Below are 19,981 nucleotides of genomic sequence, written 5' to 3' on the forward strand. Positions count from 1 at the left end.
TTTCTTGCACAATCGAATACTTGCTCACGTCAAATCACAGCGACAGATCAATCGCTTCCGAATTCTTCACGGGCGACGAACAAAACTCTAGACCGTTTCTGGCCAGCCGACAAGGTGATCGAATACGACGCAATTGCTGCAACGTACGCGTCTGTTGTTGGTGCGACGCAGACCTTGTGCAATTTCAGCTCATATGTCGGCTGAGTGGGGTAAAGCGGACTCGTTATCCGCGGCGCGAGTTATTCGAGTCCCGACCATCTGTACTGAGGACGCAGTCCTCAACGACCGGATTCCATAGGGCCGTCGCGCAGAAATCGCCAACTGTTTGCCAGAGCGCTTCCAGCGACAGCGACGACCTCGCCGTCACGGTTGATTCCAATGCGGATACAGAGACCGTTGAAGCGACAAGAACCGCAATCGCGGCAAGAGGCGCCCTGTTAGGAATCATAGTTGTACCTCAGCGCTGATGGTTACAGTCGCTATAGGCCACACACGTCGGGGAGATTAGCAGGCTGCCTTCATCATGGCGATTGTCAAATCAGGGCCGATGTCTGCCTTGGTCAAAATGCGAAAACTCAGTGTGCGCAGAGCTAATCCGCTTTACTCCCGTGTCCGGACCTCAACGAGGCGCGCGACCACTTCGCGGATGGGCCAGTCACGGAAATTATGCGATCCTACTCAAAGACTTCATCCGCGCGAGCGAGAAGAGCCGGCGGGATTTCGACACCGAGCGATTTAGCTGTCTTGAGATTAACAGCGAGCAGATACTTGCTGGGCTGTTCAATAGGTAGGTCGCCCGGTTTGGCGCCTTTCAGTATTCGATCGACATAGTGAGCCCCCCGCCGAGCCTCACCCGGAAAGTCCGGTCCATACGAGATCAATCCGCCGGCCTGCACAAGGTTGCGGACGAGGTAAATCGACGGTAGGCCCGCCTGCGCCGCGAGGTCGGGTACCCGGTTCGGCGGGCTGTGAAAGATGGGATCGCCGACTATCCACAAGGCTTCCGCCCCTCCGGCCTTGGCGGCGGCAACTGCGCCTGGAATTTCCCCCGCTTCCTCCACGTTAACGACCTCAAGCTGAAAACCGAGCTTAGCGGCCGCCGGTGGTGCCTCCCTAGGAAATAGCAGGCGCAAAGTCTCGCTTGAGGGGTTGAGAAAAGCTGCAACGCGTTTCACGCGAGGGAGAAGCTCTCGGAGCACTTCAAGCATCTTCCCTATGAAAGCGCCTGGAACGAGCGTGGCGACACCCGTCAGGTTTCCCCCAGGATGAGCAAGGCTTGATGCGAGCCCTACACCGACCGGATCAGCGACGAAGAGCATGACGATTGGTATGTCCGAGGTCGCGTCCTTTACGGCGCGCACCGCCTGAGGCGTGAAGGCAACAATGAGATCGGGTTTCGATCGCACGAGGTCGGCGGCCAACGCAGGAAGCTGGTCGAGCCGGGAACCCGATTCCTTACGTTCCAGCTTGACCGTGGCACTCTCGACCCAACCGAGGCTACGAAGCTCGTCTATCAGAGCGTCGAAAGTGACACCGCTGCACGAGGGGACGCAGAGGACCGCGACGCGTGGCACCGCCGCAGCGGCTTGGGCGCCTGCCGGCGCCGCTAACACGAGCAGCACCATGAGAATCGCGAGAGGAGTGGCAAACGATCTCATTCAATCACGCATCGGCGGAAATTTTCTGTGATCGCAGTCTATATCATTGCAGCCGCTACGCAGAGTCCATTGTCCGAACCGGGTCAAAATGCGACCTCGCTGGAAGGTCAGCTCTCGGCGCGAAGCGGACTTCGCCCTCGCTAATGCCCAATTTTCGCGCGCTAGAGTGCTGACCGGATCGTCCCGTGAGCGGCACTACTTCAGAACTTCATATTCGAACGCCACACCCTCCGGATCGTTCTCCTCAAACCACCGTTCCGCCGCGTCGACCGTGGCGAAGACTTTGACGTTCTCTGGATCGCCAACCCGTTTGCTGGTGTTGACGTAAACTAGGACGGTCATTGTTCCATCCTTGTTGTTCGATCGCTTCGTTGCCTGCCACGCGGTCGTCTCCGCGGTGCATCCGGAATTAGCCTGATCGGAGATCGTATCTGCGCTTCAGCCGGTCACTGGTCGTCTTGGCAGCATAGTGGATACGATCAAGATCGGCCCCTTCCTTCGCGACGACATGGAGAGTCCAATTTATGCCGGCAGACTGACCAAAGTCGGATTCGATCTCGACGGAGATAACCAATTCGGCACCAGGAAAGCTTCGAATTTCCTGAAGAGCAATGAGCTCAAGCTCAGTCCTCGAGGCCAATTCTTTTGCCAACGATGTCCCTCCAGGTCCGGCAAGAGTCGATCGCGAGACCTCGTACTTGCCAACCGGATTGACGAGCGGACGTTCCTTAGATCTCACGGTCCATCGCTGGATGGCTGCGGCGCCGGCACTTTCTGCTGAGGCGGGGTCGCCGCGCCGTTCTTGAAATAGTCGAGAACGAACAGGCGTAGCGCGGACGACAGATTACCCTGCTTACGGTTGCGATCGATCTCGCCGACCAGCTCCGACAGCGTCATGTTGCGCAGGCCGGAGATCTCCTTCATGCCGTTCCAGAAGGCTTCTTCCAGGCTGACGCTGGTCTTGTGGCTGGCGACGACGATGGATCGTTTCACGACCGGGGATTTCATGGCTATTCCTCGCGCTCAATCCGGAGACGATCACGAATTTCTAATGGGCCCCGCGGCCGGGCCGAACGTTGACATAGGTCAACGGGTGTTCCCAGCTTATGACACCATGGGGCATGACACCGTCTGACGAGCCTCGCCCGGGAAAGGACGCGCCGAAGCCAAAGCCTTCGCACATGGAGGAGGCGCGGCGGATCATCGAGCAGTACGTGGAGGATCTGCGGGAGATCATCATGAAGCTCCGCAGGAAGCCGAATTGAGGCCGCAGCATTCACCTCACGAGCCGGTAAGCTTCGTCCGCTTGCGCCGCGGCTCGAGTTGATGCCCCGGCTTGCCCGCGTTGATCGCGCGCCGGATGCCGATCGCGGCGAACATCGTCGGGCCGCCGCGCTCCGCCACCAGAATCTCGTCAGATGAGTCGAGAAGGACTCGCAGGCGTTCTCGGCATCAGCGAACGTTTTCCGGCGAGGGCCTAGCGATTGGTCTCTGCTGATTGCTCCGACGACAGGTCCTTCCGCCTTCGAAAGAGCATGCCAAGAGTCCCGAATATCACCAGCGCAACGCCGGCGATGATCAGCCAATGAGGAAGCTGAAGCTGCATCGCTTTGTCGAGCATCTAGGGGCCTCTTCTTCAGCCAGATCTCGATAAGCTAGATCGGATCATTGGTAGTCAACCGGATCGCAAGCATCCCCTCGTGCTTGTCGGCATCGGGACCGTCTCGATCAAATTTGTCACTGGCAGCGGCTTCGATGCGGGTACGAAACCTCTCGAAATGCTCGAAGGCAGCAGCGAAGTCTCGAATGTCGAACGGATCAAGTTGGGCGAGGGCCTCGTAACTGACGAAGACGCGAACCGGCTGGACAGGAACGGTTCCCTTTACCGTCATCCAGGACCGCAGTTCGCTGTGAGCTACGGCCTTGCCTTTCCCGTCGGTAGCCAGCGGCCAACCGCAACGAGCGAAGTTGCGCAACGATTTCCCCAAGACGGGGATGGATTTCTTAACGCAGATCAGCGGACACCGGGGACGGTTTTAGGAAAGCGCCGCGCGCCCGGCGGCAGTGATGTTGTACTCGACTTCTCCTGACGCAAGCGGGTTAGCCACGACGAGGCCTAACTCGACAAGCCGGGCGACCAGTTCATGATCGAAGAGCGGGGCGCTGATCCACGGTTCTGAGGACAGCTGCTTTAAGAACGCGCGCTCGATCTCGGTCAGGTCCACAGTTACCCCTTCGGAACGCAAATCAGCGAATGATGTCCGTGGGCAGGTGTCGCTATTAAGCGCATGCGCCGATCTCACAGGAAGCGCAATCGGTGGCGGCTGGCAGCGCACGACCGCCGGTTGACGCCGTGACGACAAAGGCCGCCGGTTGACGCTGGCGGGCCGACAACTGAGGCAGCCTTACAGAAGCAGTGAGAAGAGCGCCATCAAGCCTACTAGGGCCAGACTCCACGCCAACAAATGCAGTAGCCAATGCCGCGCATGCGTCATCCTCGCAGTGGGTGCGCCTAAGAGAGTGGGTGGCTTGAGCTAAATCAAAAAGCCAGCACCAGCGCGACAAAGGCCACGACCGACCCCACGCCAGCAGCAATTACCATCGACTGAAATAACCGGTCATTCCCCATGGGCGTACCGTCACACGGATGGTGTCGGGCAGCTATGTAGTTTGTGCCAGAAGAGCGCAAAGGTCTGCGGCTGAAAGCCGCGTCATCGTGGTACCGCGAGTGTATGGAGGCGAACAGATCGCTGACCCTGCGTCGGTCTATGATCATTCGCTTGGCTGAGGCCAAGCACCTCCAACGGCCCCGGCCTGCCCACGCAATCCCCCCGGCCGGGGCCGTCTTTCGGTCAAAGCCCCGAAGGCGGAGCGTCTGTCTTCAAGAGCCGCACATATGTCCCGCTCTCGTGCAGCTCGAGCCGGCCGCGCTCGATCGCCATCTTGATGCCGGCGCCGAACTTAGGGCCACTGCCCTTCAGCGTGTAGAGGAACGGCGCGTTGATCTTCTCGATATGAATGCGGCCGTCTTGCACGGGCTCGATGCTAGTGGCGATCTCAATCAGCTTGCGGGCGGCAGCTTCGGGGTCTGCGTAGGGGCGGTCGGCGGTGAGCTTCATGCGGCGGCCTGATCTTCCTTCGATTCACCACGCGCGACGATCGCAATCACGTCATCGGGTAGTGGTCGCTGCAACGCCTTCGCCTCCTCCCATGCGCGCGCATCCAAACATCGCGCTCCTCGTCGGTCGTCAGGATCACCGGCATCGCCTTCGGGTGGATCGGCGCGACCACCGAGTTCGGCGCGGTCGTCAGGAAGCCGTAGACCTGATGCGGCCCCGGCGCCGGCTTAGACTTCGTGCCTCGATCACCGTTGAACGTCGTCCAGATGCCAGCGGAGCCGAACAGTGGCCGGGTCTCATTGAGAGCGAACCAAACGACATCCTTCTTCTTCGTCTCAGGGTTCGGCTCCGGCGCGTACTCGGCAAAGCTGTTGGCCGGGACCAGGCAGCGACTCTCGGGCTTGAGCCAGCCTCGCCAGTGCGGCGAAGACGTGTTGCGGATGTTGGTGACCGGCGGCCCGCCCGTTCGTGGCGGTGGCGGCGGCATGCCCATCGCATCAGTACCATCTCGCGCTCGCCGTCGGCGTTGCGCACCACCGGAGCCGGGTAGTCTGGAAATACACCCGGCATCGGAGGCAGGTTGCCGACGTACCGGTTGATCACGCGAAACAGGTTGCGGATCGCTTCCTGGTTCGTGGTGACGCTGTAGAGATTGCACATTCGGCTTCCAAATCAGTTCTTTTTTGCCGGTGTAGGTTCTGTCCGTATTCGAGGCCCGTATTCTAGTTCGAAGGAACTAGTGCCCTTATTCGATTTGGTGTTCACTAGTGAACAGAACCAAACGCCCCGCGCCCGCATTGTAAATTCCGGCGCTAGGGTCTCTGCAATTAGCCTAAGTAATTTTGGAACGATGGGATCCCGGGTCATGTTGGCGCTCATGACGCGGATCAACGGAATGCTTGAACGAGCGGAAATGTGTGAAGAGCTGGCCGACAAAGCTCGTAACCCACACACCGCGTGGGCGCTTCGCGACGCCGCTCACCACTGGCGCACCGTTGCCGTCCGCACGGACTTGCTAGAGCGCGAGCCAGCCTACCGAATGCTTCGCGTCCGGCCAGAGTAGCGCTGCGAAGAGTGGCGGCCTCTTTGATGTCACGCCACACCTGCAATGTCGCCTGTTGGTTCATCGCGTCATTTCGCGGCGATGCGGAATTCGGTCGCTATCGGGACAGACCGGACTTTGTCGCGCGGCATCGTCCCCGCAACTGCAACCAGGAATTTTCTCGCGGCAGATTTCCTCGAGGGGAGCGGTCGCGCGTACCCCGCTCGCGGCGGCACCCCAAAGAGCCCGCAGCCTGCCTTGGCAATGCCCCCTAAGATCTTGCAAGGGTTCCTTCACCTTGAGCCAGGGATACATCCGAATGGGCTATAGCCGGAGATCGCTTCGCGCTGAAGAGTTAGACCGCCGCTGCTGGGGGCCAAACGGAGATGTCCGATGGGTGTGGCAGGCTGGCGCTTTGCGCATATGACGAGAACTCTCCGCGTCCGGGCGGTCGTTATCGGCGTGCTGGAAGAGTTGCCGTTTATCTGCCCGGTGGCGGTCGCAATCGGCTCGCTGATCATGATCGGCATCACGCTCTGCAAGGATTGGCCGCAGTGAGGCGACCCGACGACCAAGGCGCGCTCAATCATCTATCGAATGATCTGCAACCTTCTCGCGCCCCTCGATGTGAACCGTGCCAGCATCGAGCCCACCGCCGTGCACGTCTGCTTGGCCGCCAATTGCGGCGCGAGAGCAGACAATTCGGGACCGCCGAGAGGCAACATGTACTGAACGGCGAGATCGGCGGATAGCGCCACCGGGTGAGCGAGTGCGGCGCCGCCTTTTCTTCACGCTCAGATGGCCGCCGCTAGTCAGCTGGCGCGCGCGGCGCGCCAGCTTTCGACGCCATCATTTAGATGACGCTCCTGTTTGCGCAACTCATCGATTAGACGCTCGAGGTATGGCGGCAGGGGCGAAGTTTCGCGAGATAAGTCCTGTTGCAACCTGTCACCCACCTCGTCACAGATCGACCGCGCGGTCTTATGGTCGATGTGGTCCGATATTCGGCTGATCGGTTCCATGACGCGACTTCTTTGATCGGGCCCCACGATTAACTTAAGTTACAGAGTGAGAAATTGTTTCGCGTTCCTCAAACGTCGTCGATGGTTCCATGGAGTGGGAAGATCCACGTCGGGGTCGCGCCAAAAGGCGTCGCTGCCCTTGCGTGAATTCCCAGGGCGGTGCCCGTCCTCCTTCACACCGCGAGCAAGGGATGAAGCTGTGAGCGACACAACTCGGCAACGTCGGCCGTGAATTCCTCAAGATCGTAAGGATTCTCCCATCGCCGCACATGCTGGAAGCGGTCGGGGATATTCTCGGCACCGTAGCCAGTCGTGAAAATGAAGGGCTTTCCGACACGCATGAGTTCGTCCGCGATTGGAAAGGCTGAGCGTCCGCGCAGATTGATATCGACCGCGGCGACATCGAAACCATCGTGCTGGACAGACATCGCGTCGATGACTGGCCCGATCACGTGAGCGCCGAGCGCACGGAGCGCCTTCGCTAGATCATCTCCGAGCAAGTACTCGCTCTCAATGATCAGAACGCGGCAATCCTTCACGGAACGTCCGGTGGGAGGAGACATCGTCCACCTCGCGATGTGTCGGCCTGCCTCGCTAGGACAAAGGCCGACCGACGAAACCGTTCCTTGCCATGGTTCCAAGTTCCGCGACGCAACTAGCCTCGTGGTGCGGGCACAGGAATTCCTCGTAAAGCGCTATTATTCGGCATCACCGGCTAGGGGAACTGAATGGAAGCAGCGCACGTTGATCTCGTATGCTTTGTCGGGAAGAACTTCGACCGCTCGTTATAGTGATGGCAGCTATCGTGCTTGGTCTGGTTGTGAAGGAGATAAAGCTCAGTCACCACGAGGCGGCACCAGCAGGCATCGACTACGCGGCAACGGAATAGAGCACGCCGCGCGCGCGGCATCGCAGCACGTCATGATGTCCACATCCATCGTCCGCGCGCCGGGAGCGGTGGCGCAAGTTGTCAGCGGCCAGCGGCGCGAGAGCAAAGCCGTCATTCGATCACCTCGTCGCTACAAGCACTGGGCTCATTCGGGCAACCCCGCTTTCCGAAGACCCTCGATCAGCAGCTTCGCGTTTGATCGCCCGCCGCGAGCGATGAACCCAGAGATTGTGAAGGCGGGATCGGTCTCGAGCACACGCGCCGCCCCTTCACGCGCTTCTGCGTCGCGTCCGAGATGGGCGAAAGCGGACGCAAGACAACAATAAGTTAGCGAAAAGAATGGGTTCTGACGCAGGGCCTTCCTCGCGGCGACGACGGCCTCGTCAAAGCGACCCAGTTCAACTAAGGCAATCCCCATGCCGGTAAGCGGCCGGTGTAACAGCGGGTCTACCGGGCTCGCGCGAATGGCACGTTCAAAGCTGCGGATCGCTTCCTCCGGCAGCCCCGCACTTCGATAGACCCAGCCTCTGCAGCCCCATCCGGTAAGCGAATTTGGGTTGAGCGCGACGGCCCGGTCAGCCATTTCGATTGCACCTTCATAATCGCGGACCAAGAACGCCGCGATCAGGGCAGCAAAAGCCAACGTTTCCGGATCACCATCGTCGAGGCTCAAGGCCAAGCGACAAAGCCGAATTGCTTCCTTGCGTTCGAATTGCGGATCGGCAGCAAAGCCAAAAACGACGTTGTTCATGTGGAGGACACCTGCCAGAGCCGCGACAAGGCCGAACCGAGGGTCCAGTTCCAAGGCACGATGCGCCAGCGTGATCGCCTCGGCCACCCCTTCGTGGGTCGCTAGGTAAAACTGCGGCATAGCTCGGAGATAAAAATCATAGGCGGTAAGGTTCTCCGGTCGCCGCCGCGTCGCTATTGCGATTTCTGTTTGAAGCAGTTTCGGCTGAATAGCTGAGACAACGGCGACGGTGACTTCATCCTGGAGAGCGAAAACGTCGGTCAGGTCACGCTCGAACCTGTCCACCCAAATGTGCGCGCCCGTAGTCGCATCACTCAACTGCCCTGTAATCCGAACTTTCCCTAACGCCTTGCGCACAGACCCCTCAAGGACATAGCGCACGCCAAGCCTGCGCCCGACTTCCTTGATATCGACGGCTCTGCCCTTGAAGGTGAAGCTCGAATTTCGCGCGATTACGAACAGCCAATGAAACCGGCTGAGCGCCGTAATGATTTCCTCAACCATTCCGTCCGCAAAATACTCCTGTTCGTGACACGGAGGAGCCTAGCACACCGCACACCGGGAGCGGCGGCGCAAAGGCGTCAGGGGCGGGTTCGGGCGCATCAGCGGTCTTCCCAGGAGCCTTGGCTGATCGGGACACAACGGAGGACACACGAAGCAAACACCGTTGTTTTCATTGAGAACTTTACCATTCTACGTCCCCCGCAAGGGGAGAAGGTGGGCTTCAGGGCAGGGCTAAGCCACAGAGACCGTAAACTCAGCAGAAAACTGTCGGGGGGAACGTAGGTAGCGCTCCGCCGACTCAAACCCCCGACGTTCACGATCTCGTCCCCGCACGCTAGTGAACCGAGATCAGTCATTCCGACAAGGAGAAAACCCATTGCGGGTTCAACGCAGGTTTGGCGGCTCAGTTGCCGGAATTAGCGTTGATCTTTCTAGCAAATCATACGTCTCCTAATCAGCGGATCCCAGGTTCGAGCCCTGGTGCGCCCACCAAGCCTTTCAGTGGCTTAGTTACCTTGCGAGACGGCCATTCCGACAAGCCGTCAGCCGCTATATGGCCGATCTTTCATTCTCGATCCTATCTAGAGCCGAGCGTTGTCTCCGCGCCTTTATTCTCGGCACGAAGCATGCGTCGGTGAATTTGGTACAGATCGAAAATCGGCGCATCGTAGAATAGGATGCCGAGGCGAATTATTGGGCCGTGCCGTGAGTGTCGCGCCTCTGGATGGATTGCTTGTCTCCTCCCGTTCTTGTCGTCCCGCGGTGAATTGCTGCCTCGTCTAGCCACCTGGGCTGACGAGCAGCGGATCGGCGGACATGACGAGCTTCAGGCTTCGCAGCGAAAACGTCGATCGGGTGTGCCTGATGCCCTGAATCCTGTAGGGCTTCTCGCGCAGAAACCGCTCGTAGTGCGTCGTGTCGGCGACCGCGACCGTCATAGTCGCCGGTGACGAGGTTGGCTTCGATCACTTCCGGAATCTTGGCGAGAGCATCGCCAAAACGTGTGAGCACCTTGTCGCCGTGCTTGTCGAGCGTGACTTCGATGAAAACGATATCCTTCAGGCCGAGGGCGGTGTGATCGATGACGGCCGCGTAGTGCTTGATGACGCCGATCTCCTCCAGGCGCCTGACCCGCGACCAGCAGGGCGAAGATGACAGCCCTACGCGATCGGCCAGTTCGTTGATCGTAAGGCGGCCCTCGTTGCGAAGAATTGAAAGGATCTTTCGATCGATCAGGTCGAGCTGCGCCTTGGTTCGCGCCTTCGCATGAGAAGATGATTTCATCAAAAATCTCCATGTCCGCGGATGAATCTTCTTCGAATTGGCATTCTCGCGCAAAAGATCGGGAAAATCACCTGATGGCCCGGGAGTACAGTCTTGGCGAGGAGACCAGCCAATGCCAGCTTCGGCGCGTCGCGCTTCATCTGTCGTCTTCAGGGCCTTCGCCACGGACTCGCTCGCTGCGGCGTCTCAGCTTCTGGCCGATGTGCAGCGGTTCGGCCTGCAGATGGTCGAATTCCGTATGACGGTCGATGCGGAAGGAGGGGCAGCCATCGACTTCGACATCGATGTCGCCCCGTGCCGCGATCCTGCGGTTCTGCGCTCAATCTTGTTGATGTCCGAGGTCGAGATGAGAGATTTGATGGGCTCCGGATTCATGTTCCAATCTTTGCTGAGGCTCGGTCGATCGCGTCAAACTCGGTCTCACTCAAGCGCCAACCGAGTGCATCGAGATTGGCCCTTGCGTGATGAGGCTTCGTCGCGCCGGGGATGGGAATCACGTGCCTGTCGCGCGCCAACAGCCAGTTTAGGGCGACCTGGCTGATGCTGGCCTCGTGCGCGCGGGCAATATCGGCGAGACACGTCAGCAGGGCTTTCGTGCCAATGCTGTCCGATGGCTGCGTGAGGCGGCCGGACGCAAGGGGAAAATACGCGACCAGTGCTACATCGAGCTCACGGCAGGCTTCGAGTACGCCACTTGTTTCCGCTGCCCGTCGGAGCAGGCTGTAATTGACCTGATTGGCGGCGAGCGGAACTCCGGTCCTTGCGAGGTGATCGGCGATGCGGCGCATCTGGTCCGCATTGAAATTTGCCACGCCGACCGCGCGTGCCTTGCCAGAGTTCACCGCTTCGGCGAGGCCCTCGGCGAACACTCCCACGTCAATCAAGGGCAGCGGATAATGGACATAGTAGAGATCGATTGTCTCGAGGCCAAGGCGCGCGAGCGAACCGTCAAGCGCGCTCATCAGGCGGCGCGGAGAGGTTCGGCCCGGAAAGGGAAGGAATTTCGATGCTATCACCGCGCGGGTGGGACCGGCGCGCAAGCAGTCACCCACGACGCGCTCCGAGAAATAGATCTCAGCCGTGTCGATCATGCACGGGCCGGCATCATGAATGGTCCTGTATGTTTCCAACACGGCCCCACGATCGGCACGCCGCCATTTGTTCGTGCCGATGCCCAAGGGCAGCACATGGATGCTGGTTCGACCCAGAGGGCGCGTATCATGCTCTGCGGGCATCGCTGGACCTCTCATGAAAGCGCCGTGGGCTGGTCGGTGTGATCACGTTGGCGTTTCAAGGTTACGCCTTAGCGACTGCGGCCGCATCATCTTCTGCGGCTACTGTCCGTATCAGGGAGACGCCCGGGTCGTGAACGTTGCGGCAAGCCGGATCAGGCTCGCGGGGTGAACGGGAATGCCGAGCAGACCGAGGCGGTCAGATGAGGCAGAATTGATGTCCGCTTGTCGGCCCATAGCGGGGGCAAGAGCGGACATGGGTTGATCGGACGTGCAGTTCAACGACCCGCGGCAACCTCGCCGGACCGACGACGAACGACCCGGACAACGCCGTCCATTAGAGCCGGTGCTAGGCCGCGGCGGAACAAGAGCACGATCGCGACCAGAATGCTCCCAAGCACGATCGTGGTATAGATTGCTCCGACTTCGCCCACGAGACTTGTTAAATATTGTACGACGACAGTCCCGAGGATGGCGCCCCACAGTGTGCCACGTCCGCCCACCAGAACCCAAATGACCACCACTGCGGCCTGCGGCAGACTGAAGACCTCCGGGTTTATGAAGTTGCCCCAGCTCGCGAACAGCGCTCCCGCGAGACCGGCGATGGCCGCAGAAATGACAAAGGCGAGGAGCTTCCGCCAGCGAACGTCGTACCCGAGCAACTCCATGCGCGACTCGTTCTCCCGGATGCCCTGAAGAATGCGTCCGAAAGAAGCGCGGGAGAGAGTGACGCAAAATATCAAGGCGAGAAAGAGCAGTCCCCCGACGACATAGAAGTATTCCACCGGACCCAGCGGCGGGCCGCCACGACCGGCGAGGGACAGAGAAGGTATGTTGGTCATCCCGTTGTAACCGCCAAGGCGCGCATCGCCGATCGCGTATTTCGGATCCGCCGTGCTGCCCATGACCTGGTAAAGGATCAGCGTCAGCGTCAAGGTAACTACGGCGAGATACATCGATCCGACCCGTCCGTAGAAGGCGACGTAGCCGATGAGCGCGGCGACGACTGCGGGACTCAGCATTCCCGCAATCAATCCGAGCGGGGTCGTCCCCAAGGCGATGCCGACGATGCCATAAACGTATCCGCCGACGCCGAACAGCGCCGCCTGGCCAAAGGACAGAATGCCGGCGATCCCCCACAGGAAGTCGAGGCTAAGCGCCAGCATTGCAAAGATGACGAAGACCGTGAGCTGGACCGTCTGGAACAGCGACAACAGCTGGGGCACGCCGGCTAGGACAACCGCCGCCGCGGCCCAGCCGATCAGCTCACCCCGCTTCATAGGCCGCCCCGAAACAGGCCGGACATTCCGTTCGGCAGGAGACGCAGTAACACCATCGCCAGAGCCAGCATCGCGACCTGGCCGTAGATCGGCGTCGAGGCGTAGGAAATGGCGCTCTCGACCAGCCCGAGGACGCCGGCGGAGCTTACGGTGCCGACCAGCACCGTCGAGCCACCCACCATGACGGTGATGAAAATCTTGGCGATGAAGGCAAGTCCCATGGTGGGGACCACGCCGGTCAGGGGGGCCATCACCGCGCCGGCCAGCCCGGCGAGCGCCGCTCCTGCGCCGAACGTAGCCATATAGACGAGCTGCGGCTCGACGCCCGAGACCGCCACGAGATGAGGCGACTGCATCGTCGCCCGCGCGATCAGCCCAGAGCGCGTGTGGCGAAGCGCCAAATAGGTCGCCAGAGCCGCGCCGGCGGAGATCGCAATCACCACGAGCCGGTAGAAGGAGACGCCGTAGCGGCCGACTTCGAAACTGCCGAGGGGCGTCGCAATACCTTCGGTCGTCGGCCCCATGACGAGAGTCATGACGCCGACGAGCGCCAGGCTCAGGCCCCACGTGGCCAGCATCGTGTCGAGCGGACGACCATACAGAAAGCGGATGATCGATCTTTCGAGGATCACTCCGATAGAACCGACGACGAACGGAGCGAGCAGAATCCCCGCCCAGATCGAGAGCCCGTGAGAGGTGGCGACGAGCACGGTGTAGGCGCCGAGCGTGAGGAATTCCCCCTGGGCCAGGTTCAGCACGCCCATCATGCCGAAGATGATGGCGAGGCCTAGGGCGAGCAGCACAAGGGTAGAGATCGAGAAAAGGACGCCTACCGCCGTTACCACTGCCTGGTCCATTCCGCTGCAACCCTCCGGGCCACGGATCAGCCGTCGCCGCCGTCTGTCATCAGAACTTCGGCGTGTACTGCGTGTGTTGGTCGGGCTTCCCGATCAGGTCGCAGACCTGTTTAGTGTCCGAGGGTTCGACGTTCTCGATCGATTTGAAGATCGTGAAGCCCTTCTTGTCGTTGACCTTCGCAAGATGCACCGTATGCACAACGTGATGACTCTGCGGGTCGAGCCTGATCTTGCCTTCCGGCGCGTCGAAGGACAGTCCGCTCTCCAGCGCGGCAATGACCTTGGCCGGCTCGAGCGATCCCGCCTTGTTGGCGGCCATGGCCCAGAGATGCCAGCCGTTCCACACGGTATTGGCCGAGTCGGTGATGTAGGGATAGTCGGCGCCGTACCGTTGACGCCAAGCGGCTACCCACTTCTTGTTGGTCTCGTTGTCGAGCTCCTGGAAGTACGGATAAATTACGGTCAATCCCTCGACCTCCTCCGGCTTCAGAACGATCTGCTCGTTGCCGAGACCGAAAGTCGGCGAGACGATCGGGATTTTCTTGTTCAGACCCGCGGCGGCGAACTGCCGGTAGAAGGCGATGTGGTTGCCACCGACCAGCAAGGAAAACACGACGTTCGGCCGCGCATTCTCGATGCGCTGAATGACCGAGCCGAAATCGACCACGTCGAGCGGAATGAATTCTTGCGCTGCGAGCTCGCCCTTCGCCTGCTGGAGGTAAACCTTCACCCAGTCCGCGGAAATATGGCCGTAGTTGTAGTCGGCCGCCAGCGTATAAAACTTGGGGCCGTGCTCCTGCACCGCCCACGGCGCCAGGTTGCCGATCTGCTGAGCCGGCGTCACGCCCGTGCAGAAGACGTTCTTGTCGCATACGCCGCCTTCATACTGCTCGTTGTAGAAATACAGGGCGCCATATTTGTTGACGACCGGCCGGACGGCTTCGCGCGAAGCGCTGGTGATGCCTCCCATGAGGACCGCGACCTTGCTTTCGAGCAACAGTTGCGTAGCGTATTGTGTGTACAATTGATTGTTGGATTGCGTATCGAACTGCACGAGATGAAGTTTTTTTCCTAAGACCCCGCCCGAGGAATTGATGTCGTCGATCGCGAATTTCGTGGCATCGACCATCGGCAGGCCGTAGATGTTAATCGGTCCGGTGGAATCGAGCAGGTTGCCGACGACAATCTCGTCCGCCGCCTCGGCGCGGCGTTGCGGCATATTCGCCAGGGCCAAACCGAGCGACGCTGCACTGAGTTGAAAAAGCGCTGTCCTGCGAGTCAACATGGGCTTCCTCCATTGCCTATGCTTCAGCTATAATGCGTTATGACGCGCGCAAGCTGCATTATCCCACCGGACCGCGATGCAGATCAAGTCCTCATGAGGGCGCCGAGCGCCTCAATGAGCCAAGAGTCGGTGCTCGAGACGCAAAGCCTCGAGAAGTGGTTCGGCGGCGTCCAGGCGGTCGCCGGCGTGGATTTCAAGATGCGACGCGGGGAGTTGCGCTGCTTGATCGGCCCGAACGGCGCGGGCAAAAGCACCTTCTTCAAGCTCGTCACCGGTCAGCTTCGTGCCAGCGGTGGACACATCATCTTCGATGGGCAGGAGATCACTGGCCGCGCGCCACACACAATCGGGCGCCTCGGAATCGGGATCAAGAACCAGGTCCCCAGCGTGTTCGAGGGTCTCAGTGTCGCGGAGAATCTGTGGCTTGCGGCGCGCCTTCGGCATTCGACGACCGGTGCCCGAGTCGCCGTCCATGAGATGATCTATCGCCTCAATCTGGGGAATGTGGCCAAGCAGACCGTCGGGACACTTGCGCACGGCATGCGCCAATGGGTCGACATCGGTATGGTCATGGCCCAACGCCCGAAGCTGATGCTGCTTGACGAGCCCACGGCGGGGATGGCGGCAGAAGAGATCGACCGAACGGTCGAGCTTATCCGCGTTATCAATAGCGACGCGAGCGTCATCGTCGTCGAGCACGATATGGAATTCATCCGCAGGCTGAATTCATTCGTCACGGTCTTTCACCAGGGACGCATCCTCGTCGAAGGCGCCATGGACAACGTGCAACGCGATCCGCGCGTACGCGAGGTGTATCTTGGCAGGTCGCGCCATACTTGATGTCGAGAATCTGCACGCGGGCTATGGCCGTATTGGCATCCTCGCCGGCGTATCGTTCTCGATCGCTCGCGGCGAACTCGTCGGCGTGCTGGGACACAATGGGATGGGCAAGACGACGTTGCTGAAGACCTTGATCGGCGAGCTGCAGGCGACTGCGGGGGTCATCCGATATGAGGGGCGGGACGTCACCCGCGTTCGGACGGCTCATCGGGCGCGCGCCGGAATAGGCTACGTTCCACAAGGTGAGGGGGTCTTCCCTGACCTGACTGTGCGAGAAAACCTGCGCATGGGCGAACTCGGCGTCATTGAGCCGAGCGCCGTGCCGGAGCTGTTGGAGCGCTTCCCGATCCTGAGGCCGCTGCTCGATCGTCGTGCCCGCATGCTCTCGGGCGGCGAGCGTCAAGTGCTGGCTCTGGCTCGCTGTCTCGCGGGCCGACCAAACCTGGTGTTGCTCGACGAGCCGAGCGACGGTGTGCAGCCATCGATCGTCGATGACATCGCCGAACGGCTGCAGGTGCTGCGCAGCGCCTGGAATTTGACGATCCTCCTGGTGGAGCAAGATCTCAAGCTAGTCGCCACGCTGGCGCAGCGCGTCTTGATCATGCAAAAGGGTCGGATAACAGACGAGCTCGCGCCGTCCGCACTTGGCGATCGGGCGCTTATTTCTGAGCGGATGGGCCTTTGACGTTCAGCGGCTCTGCCAGTCCCCGATCTGCTCGAATGCCTGGCCCGCGTTGATCAGCGTCGCTTCGTCAAAGTGGTGGCCGACCAGCATCATGCCGATAGGCAGCCCGCCCACCCTGCCGCACGGAACCGTGAAGGCGGGATGGCCGCTCACGTCGAAGGGACACGTGTTCTGGTCCGAGTAAGGCGCAAGGTGAAATCGGTGAAGTCGGTGAAACCGTCCTCGCGCAAATATATGGGCATCAATCCGTCTGCGCCAACTTGATCGTTGAGACCGGCCACCTGCCGTCGTGGCCTCTGACCGAAATGCGCAAGCCGTGCCGTTCATCGAGCCAGACCTGCTCGACGGTCCCGGCCTTTCCGTCGGTCAGGACGACGGCTTTGCCGACAAGCTCGGTTTGAGCTTGATCGAATTCGACAAGGATCGTGAACGCTCGCAGTTCGGTTGGCATGACGTGGCTAGGCTTTCGGGGATAGGCTGCGCCGTCGCATATGAAAGCGTACAACTCGTGACAGGGACGCAAAGCGATATCGCCGGCCAGCACGGCGATATCTGATACCGATTTAAGGCTGTGGCTACGGGCGGAGATTAGGGCGGGTGAGTTGCTGGCCGAGATGAAGGCGGTGAAGGGGTACTGTCCGTATTTTGCCCCAAGTGTCCTAAGTTGAATCTTGAAGTGTCCTAAATCGTTTTATCCCTCTTGAGATGGGTCAAAGTTCCTTTTCCCGTTCCGACATAGCGTGATGCTAGCCAGCGAGGTTTGGTTTCCCCTTCACCTCGCTTCGGCTAGGCCCGTAGCGTGCTTACGGAACGCTGCGGGCCGCTGATGTAAAAAGGCCGCCTCAGTTGTCGGCCTCGGGGCCCTGCGTTGATGCGGTGTCAGCGTCGTGTGGTGCGGCTACCTTCAGACTCTTGATCTTCGCCGCTCTTGTTGCGCGGCTCCTCCGAGAATTTGCGCTGGAGCGCGAGGCCAACAAGCGCGAGGCCTATGATGATCAGCGTATCATCCGAAATTGAATTTGCGTTCGGTGCTGGTGCGAAGCCGCATCGCTCTTGATCTACGCCCGGTCTGTATTCCCATTTTCGCGCAACGCTGGCCCCGTTGCGCCCGCCCTCCGCGGTCGCCGGGCCGCCCTCGAGGCGGCGCTGGTGCGGAGCGCGACCACCGGGGGGCGCGATTGCTCGAGTCTTCTCGGGCCGGTGATCGCATCGCGGGGTGCTATCCCCGCCTTCTGCCACAACGTTGCTGGTGGCTGTCTGGTTCATCCATCAGGCAGATTCTCTCACCTAGAGAAGCTACTCATCGCCAGCCTCGATCTCCAGCGCATCCGCCCGCGCTCGGTGGGCGGCCGTTAAAGTGCGTCTCGCCTCGGCCCGGGGGTTGGATTTACCGGCGCGGAAAAATCCCCCGGGGGCCCGGGTGGCCCCCCAGACACAAACGCCCTTCACCACAAACCCCTTGAGGTGTAGCCTTTCGCCACGCGCGCCAGCCGACCCGGGAGGTCTCGGCACGGGCCGACCCTCATTGCGTGGAAGCGTGGGGATCAATCATGAGGATCAAATATCTGGAGTTCATCCAGCGCTTTGCCGTGTTCGACGAGGCGGCGTTCCTGAATTACGCCCGAACGCTTGGTGGTATCGTGGACGAGGACGACCACGAACGGAAGTTGGTTACCGCTGTGATGTTGGTTGCACCCAACGGCCCACATCCGCACAGCCGAGCCGAGAGTGAACACGGCTATTTTCTGGACGGCGCGGAAGGTTCGCTGGTTAGCCAACGGCCACCTAACTTTTAAAGCTATGGAAACAATGCAGCCCTCAAGGCCGCCAAGGCCAAGCGCTACCCGTGGATCGTCGAGGCGGCGTTCCCAGCGCGAAACTTTGCCCGGGATGGAAGATGCTCGGGCTGGAGCGAAGCCTCGGCTCTCGCATCGTGACCTATGCCGATGACCTCGTAATCCTGTGCAGGCGGGGCAAAGCTGAAGAAGCCTTGCGACAACTGCGCGTGATCATGAGAAAGCTGAAGCTGACGGTCAACGAGGAGAAGACACGAATCTGTAAGGTGCCGGAAGGAGAGTTCGACTTCCTGGGCTACTCGTTCGGGCGGATGTACTCAGCGAGACCGGCCAGGGGCGCCTGGGATACCGGCCATTGAAGAAAAGCATCAAGGCATGGTGGAAACCATTCATGCGCTGACGGCTCGAACCGGATTAGGGCAAGACACCACAGAGCCGGTGGCTAAGTTGAACCGCACGCTGCGCGGATGGGCGAACTACTTCAATGTGGGCACCGTCATCAAAGTGTACCGGGCGATCGACAACCACACCGCTGTGCGGTTGCGCCGGTGGTTACGCAGCAAGCACAGGGTCAGGCGACGCAGGGGCGGGACCTATCCACTCTTGCACCTCTACGGGCACTTCGGACTCGTACGTCTAGCCGCGCTTGGGCGACCTGCCGTGGGTGAAGGCGTCTTGTCCGAGGGCCGGATGCAGGAGATCTGCCTGTCCGGTTCGACGAGCGGGATGTGGAAACGAGTCTCGGCTGCACCACTAAGGCACCGCCAGACGAAAGAGGCGGCAACAGATATGTGCAGCCTAAAGCCACCGCGCCACATCTCGACTCCACCAAAATGCGAAGAACTCAACGGGAGCAAATCAAGTCCGCTATGTACCGCAGTGAGGCGTCCGGACTCTGATGGCCACGCGCCGACATCGCGCGGCGTCATGCACCGGCGTTCAATTTTGCAGGTTTGGCACCGAGCACGTTATACGTTGCCAGAGGACGTCCAATACCTTCGAGCGTAAATTCACCCATTGGCTCGACCGTAGCGCCTCGTTCCACGTCAATCAGGTCGGGGACTGCCGCTGATGTAGTGCGCCAACTGCTCGATCAAGAATTCCCGGTCGCTGATGATGCTCTTGACCAGATCACCAATCGAAACAATGCCGAGCAGCGCGCCATTTTCGGTCACCGGCAGATGGCGTAGGCGCTTCGTGGTCATGAGCGCCATGCATTCCTCGATTGATTGGTCTTGCCCAACGCATACGACGTTGCGCTCCATGATATCGTCGACAGGCGTCTGTGGCGACGCGCGCCCCTTCAAGAATACGTTGCGGGCGTAGTGTCGTTCCGTGACAATGCCGACTATTCTGCTGCCGTCCAGCACGACAAGCGAGCCAACGTCCTTTTCGGCCATCATCTTAATTGCGTCGTAGACTTTGTCGCCAGGACGCACAGACCATACCCGACGGCCCTTATCTTCCAGGATATGACGAACAGTCGTCATGGCGGCACCGGAGGCAGGATCGCAACATCGCATAAAATCCGCTTGCGGTTTTGACAGAGATCAAAACGAGCTCCTCATGGACCGCCCCTTGGAAGCTAACCCCACCTCTGTCGCCTACGATCGGGATGTTGTGCACCGCAGTGAGTTTGGCAACCCGACTTCCGCAAGGGCGCTCTGGCGCTCAAGCTCGCAAGCGATTTCAACTTAGATGACAAACTGCAGAATGTAATTCTAGCCGTGTTTCAAT

Annotated in this window: 24 protein-coding genes and 3 pseudogenes; 7 read left to right on the plus strand and 20 right to left on the minus strand. The window is 60.1% G+C overall.

What is annotated here, in order from left to right; genetic code table 11:
* Positions 1-204 (plus strand): hypothetical protein (locus Q2941_RS45315; RefSeq protein WP_458196653.1); only part of this gene is annotated, 204 nt, incomplete at its 5' end.
* 470 nt (positions 205-674) lie between these two features.
* Here Q2941_RS45315 and Q2941_RS45320 read toward each other — a convergent pair.
* From Q2941_RS45320 to Q2941_RS45360, 9 genes and pseudogenes are all read right to left on the minus strand, one after another.
* Positions 675-1,658, minus strand: a complete 984-nt coding sequence (locus Q2941_RS45320; RefSeq protein ID WP_027527590.1) for an ABC transporter substrate-binding protein — start codon at positions 1,656-1,658, stop codon at positions 675-677.
* 195 nt (positions 1,659-1,853) lie between these two features.
* Positions 1,854-2,000, minus strand: a complete 147-nt coding sequence (locus tag Q2941_RS45325) for a hypothetical protein (RefSeq protein WP_198031940.1) — start codon at positions 1,998-2,000, stop codon at positions 1,854-1,856.
* 67 nt (positions 2,001-2,067) lie between these two features.
* Positions 2,068-2,310: a hypothetical protein gene (locus Q2941_RS45330; protein ID WP_027527591.1), complete on the minus strand. Its 243-nt coding sequence runs from the start codon at positions 2,308-2,310 to the stop codon at positions 2,068-2,070.
* 83 nt (positions 2,311-2,393) lie between these two features.
* Positions 2,394-2,666, minus strand: coding sequence for a ribbon-helix-helix domain-containing protein (locus Q2941_RS45335; RefSeq protein WP_254107302.1), 273 nt, complete (start codon positions 2,664-2,666; stop codon positions 2,394-2,396).
* A 273-nt stretch (positions 2,667-2,939) separates the two neighbouring features.
* Positions 2,940-3,062 carry a hypothetical protein gene (locus tag Q2941_RS45340; protein ID WP_256375339.1) on the minus strand — a complete coding sequence of 41 codons (123 nt, stop codon included), beginning with the start codon at positions 3,060-3,062 and terminating at the stop codon, positions 2,940-2,942.
* A gap of 251 nt (positions 3,063-3,313) precedes the next feature.
* Complete coding sequence (locus Q2941_RS45345) at positions 3,314-3,634, minus strand: DUF1488 family protein (RefSeq protein WP_156944844.1); 321 nt, start codon at positions 3,632-3,634, stop codon at positions 3,314-3,316.
* A 60-nt stretch (positions 3,635-3,694) separates the two neighbouring features.
* Positions 3,695-3,883, minus strand: coding sequence for a hypothetical protein (locus Q2941_RS45350; protein WP_254107301.1), 189 nt, complete (start codon positions 3,881-3,883; stop codon positions 3,695-3,697).
* Positions 3,884-4,510: 627 nt separating this feature from the next.
* The gene (locus Q2941_RS45355; RefSeq protein WP_027527595.1) at positions 4,511-4,777 is read right to left on the minus strand and encodes a hypothetical protein; all 267 of its coding nucleotides are present in this window, start codon (positions 4,775-4,777) and stop codon (positions 4,511-4,513) included.
* Positions 4,774-5,437 (minus strand): annotated as a pseudogene (locus Q2941_RS45360) (SOS response-associated peptidase). The gene Q2941_RS45355 and the pseudogene Q2941_RS45360 overlap by 4 nt, the downstream one beginning before the upstream one ends.
* Positions 5,438-6,212: 775 nt before the next feature.
* Here Q2941_RS45360 and Q2941_RS45365 point away from each other — a divergent pair.
* A complete protein-coding gene (locus Q2941_RS45365) occupies positions 6,213-6,377 on the plus strand; it encodes a hypothetical protein (RefSeq protein WP_458196654.1) in 165 nt (54 codons plus the stop codon).
* 254 nt (positions 6,378-6,631) lie between these two features.
* Here the strand turns inward: Q2941_RS45365 and Q2941_RS45370 are convergent, their stop codons facing one another.
* The 8 genes and pseudogenes from Q2941_RS45370 to Q2941_RS45405 form a co-directional block, all read right to left on the minus strand.
* Entirely contained in the window at positions 6,632-6,841 is a 210-nt protein-coding gene (locus Q2941_RS45370) for a hypothetical protein (protein ID WP_027528039.1), read from the minus strand.
* A 173-nt stretch (positions 6,842-7,014) separates the two neighbouring features.
* On the minus strand, positions 7,015-7,404 hold the full coding sequence (locus Q2941_RS45375) for a response regulator (protein WP_027528040.1): 390 nt from the start codon (positions 7,402-7,404) through the stop codon (positions 7,015-7,017).
* Positions 7,405-7,875: 471 nt separating this feature from the next.
* On the minus strand, positions 7,876-8,985 hold the full coding sequence (locus tag Q2941_RS45380) for a tetratricopeptide repeat protein (RefSeq protein ID WP_458196655.1): 1,110 nt from the start codon (positions 8,983-8,985) through the stop codon (positions 7,876-7,878).
* 779 nt (positions 8,986-9,764) lie between these two features.
* Positions 9,765-10,269, minus strand: a pseudogene (locus Q2941_RS45385) (Lrp/AsnC family transcriptional regulator).
* A 371-nt stretch (positions 10,270-10,640) separates the two neighbouring features.
* Complete coding sequence (locus tag Q2941_RS45390; protein ID WP_371260602.1) at positions 10,641-11,519, minus strand: aldo/keto reductase; 879 nt, start codon at positions 11,517-11,519, stop codon at positions 10,641-10,643.
* A 260-nt stretch (positions 11,520-11,779) separates the two neighbouring features.
* Complete coding sequence (locus Q2941_RS45395; RefSeq protein WP_035665002.1) at positions 11,780-12,781, minus strand: branched-chain amino acid ABC transporter permease; 1,002 nt, start codon at positions 12,779-12,781, stop codon at positions 11,780-11,782.
* The gene (locus Q2941_RS45400) at positions 12,778-13,638 is read right to left on the minus strand and encodes a branched-chain amino acid ABC transporter permease (protein ID WP_254107293.1); all 861 of its coding nucleotides are present in this window, start codon (positions 13,636-13,638) and stop codon (positions 12,778-12,780) included. The genes Q2941_RS45395 and Q2941_RS45400 overlap by 4 nt, the downstream gene beginning before the upstream one ends.
* A 49-nt stretch (positions 13,639-13,687) precedes the next feature.
* Positions 13,688-14,923, minus strand: a complete 1,236-nt coding sequence (locus Q2941_RS45405; protein ID WP_027527843.1) for an urea ABC transporter substrate-binding protein — start codon at positions 14,921-14,923, stop codon at positions 13,688-13,690.
* A gap of 129 nt (positions 14,924-15,052) precedes the next feature.
* Here Q2941_RS45405 and Q2941_RS45410 point away from each other — a divergent pair, with 129 nt between their 5' ends.
* Together Q2941_RS45410 and Q2941_RS45415 are read left to right on the plus strand one after the other, a co-directional pair.
* Positions 15,053-15,763, plus strand: coding sequence for an ATP-binding cassette domain-containing protein (locus Q2941_RS45410; RefSeq protein WP_458196657.1), 711 nt, complete (start codon positions 15,053-15,055; stop codon positions 15,761-15,763).
* Complete coding sequence (locus Q2941_RS45415) at positions 15,741-16,448, plus strand: ABC transporter ATP-binding protein (protein ID WP_254107292.1); 708 nt, start codon at positions 15,741-15,743, stop codon at positions 16,446-16,448. Before Q2941_RS45410 ends, Q2941_RS45415 begins: the two co-directional genes overlap by 23 nt.
* 3 nt (positions 16,449-16,451) lie before the next feature.
* Here the strand turns inward: Q2941_RS45415 and Q2941_RS45420 are convergent.
* Both Q2941_RS45420 and Q2941_RS45425 read right to left on the minus strand, forming a co-directional pair.
* Positions 16,452-16,619: pseudogene (locus Q2941_RS45420) on the minus strand (amidase); the annotation flags it as partial.
* 70 nt (positions 16,620-16,689) lie between these two features.
* Positions 16,690-16,899 (minus strand): PRC-barrel domain-containing protein, encoded by a 210-nt coding sequence (locus Q2941_RS45425; RefSeq protein ID WP_027527846.1) that lies wholly within the window; start codon positions 16,897-16,899, stop codon positions 16,690-16,692.
* Positions 16,900-17,998: 1,099 nt separating this feature from the next.
* Between Q2941_RS45425 and Q2941_RS45430 the strand changes: the two genes are divergently transcribed.
* The 3 genes from Q2941_RS45430 to Q2941_RS45440 all read left to right on the plus strand — a co-directional run bounded on the left by Q2941_RS45430 (position 17,999) and on the right by Q2941_RS45440 (position 19,252).
* The gene (locus Q2941_RS45430; protein ID WP_027527847.1) at positions 17,999-18,244 is read left to right on the plus strand and encodes a hypothetical protein; all 246 of its coding nucleotides are present in this window, start codon (positions 17,999-18,001) and stop codon (positions 18,242-18,244) included.
* Between the two features lie 101 nt (positions 18,245-18,345).
* On the plus strand, positions 18,346-18,603 hold the full coding sequence (locus tag Q2941_RS45435; RefSeq protein WP_458196658.1) for a reverse transcriptase domain-containing protein: 258 nt from the start codon (positions 18,346-18,348) through the stop codon (positions 18,601-18,603).
* A 16-nt stretch (positions 18,604-18,619) separates the two neighbouring features.
* Positions 18,620-19,252, plus strand: coding sequence for a group II intron maturase-specific domain-containing protein (locus Q2941_RS45440; protein ID WP_458196659.1), 633 nt, complete (start codon positions 18,620-18,622; stop codon positions 19,250-19,252).
* 38 nt (positions 19,253-19,290) lie between these two features.
* Here the strand turns inward: Q2941_RS45440 and Q2941_RS45445 are convergent, their stop codons facing one another.
* Positions 19,291-19,734: a CBS domain-containing protein gene (locus tag Q2941_RS45445; protein ID WP_027527849.1), complete on the minus strand. Its 444-nt coding sequence runs from the start codon at positions 19,732-19,734 to the stop codon at positions 19,291-19,293.
* Positions 19,735-19,981: the final 247 nt, after the last annotated feature.

Source organism: Bradyrhizobium sp. UFLA05-153, assembly GCF_054185185.1.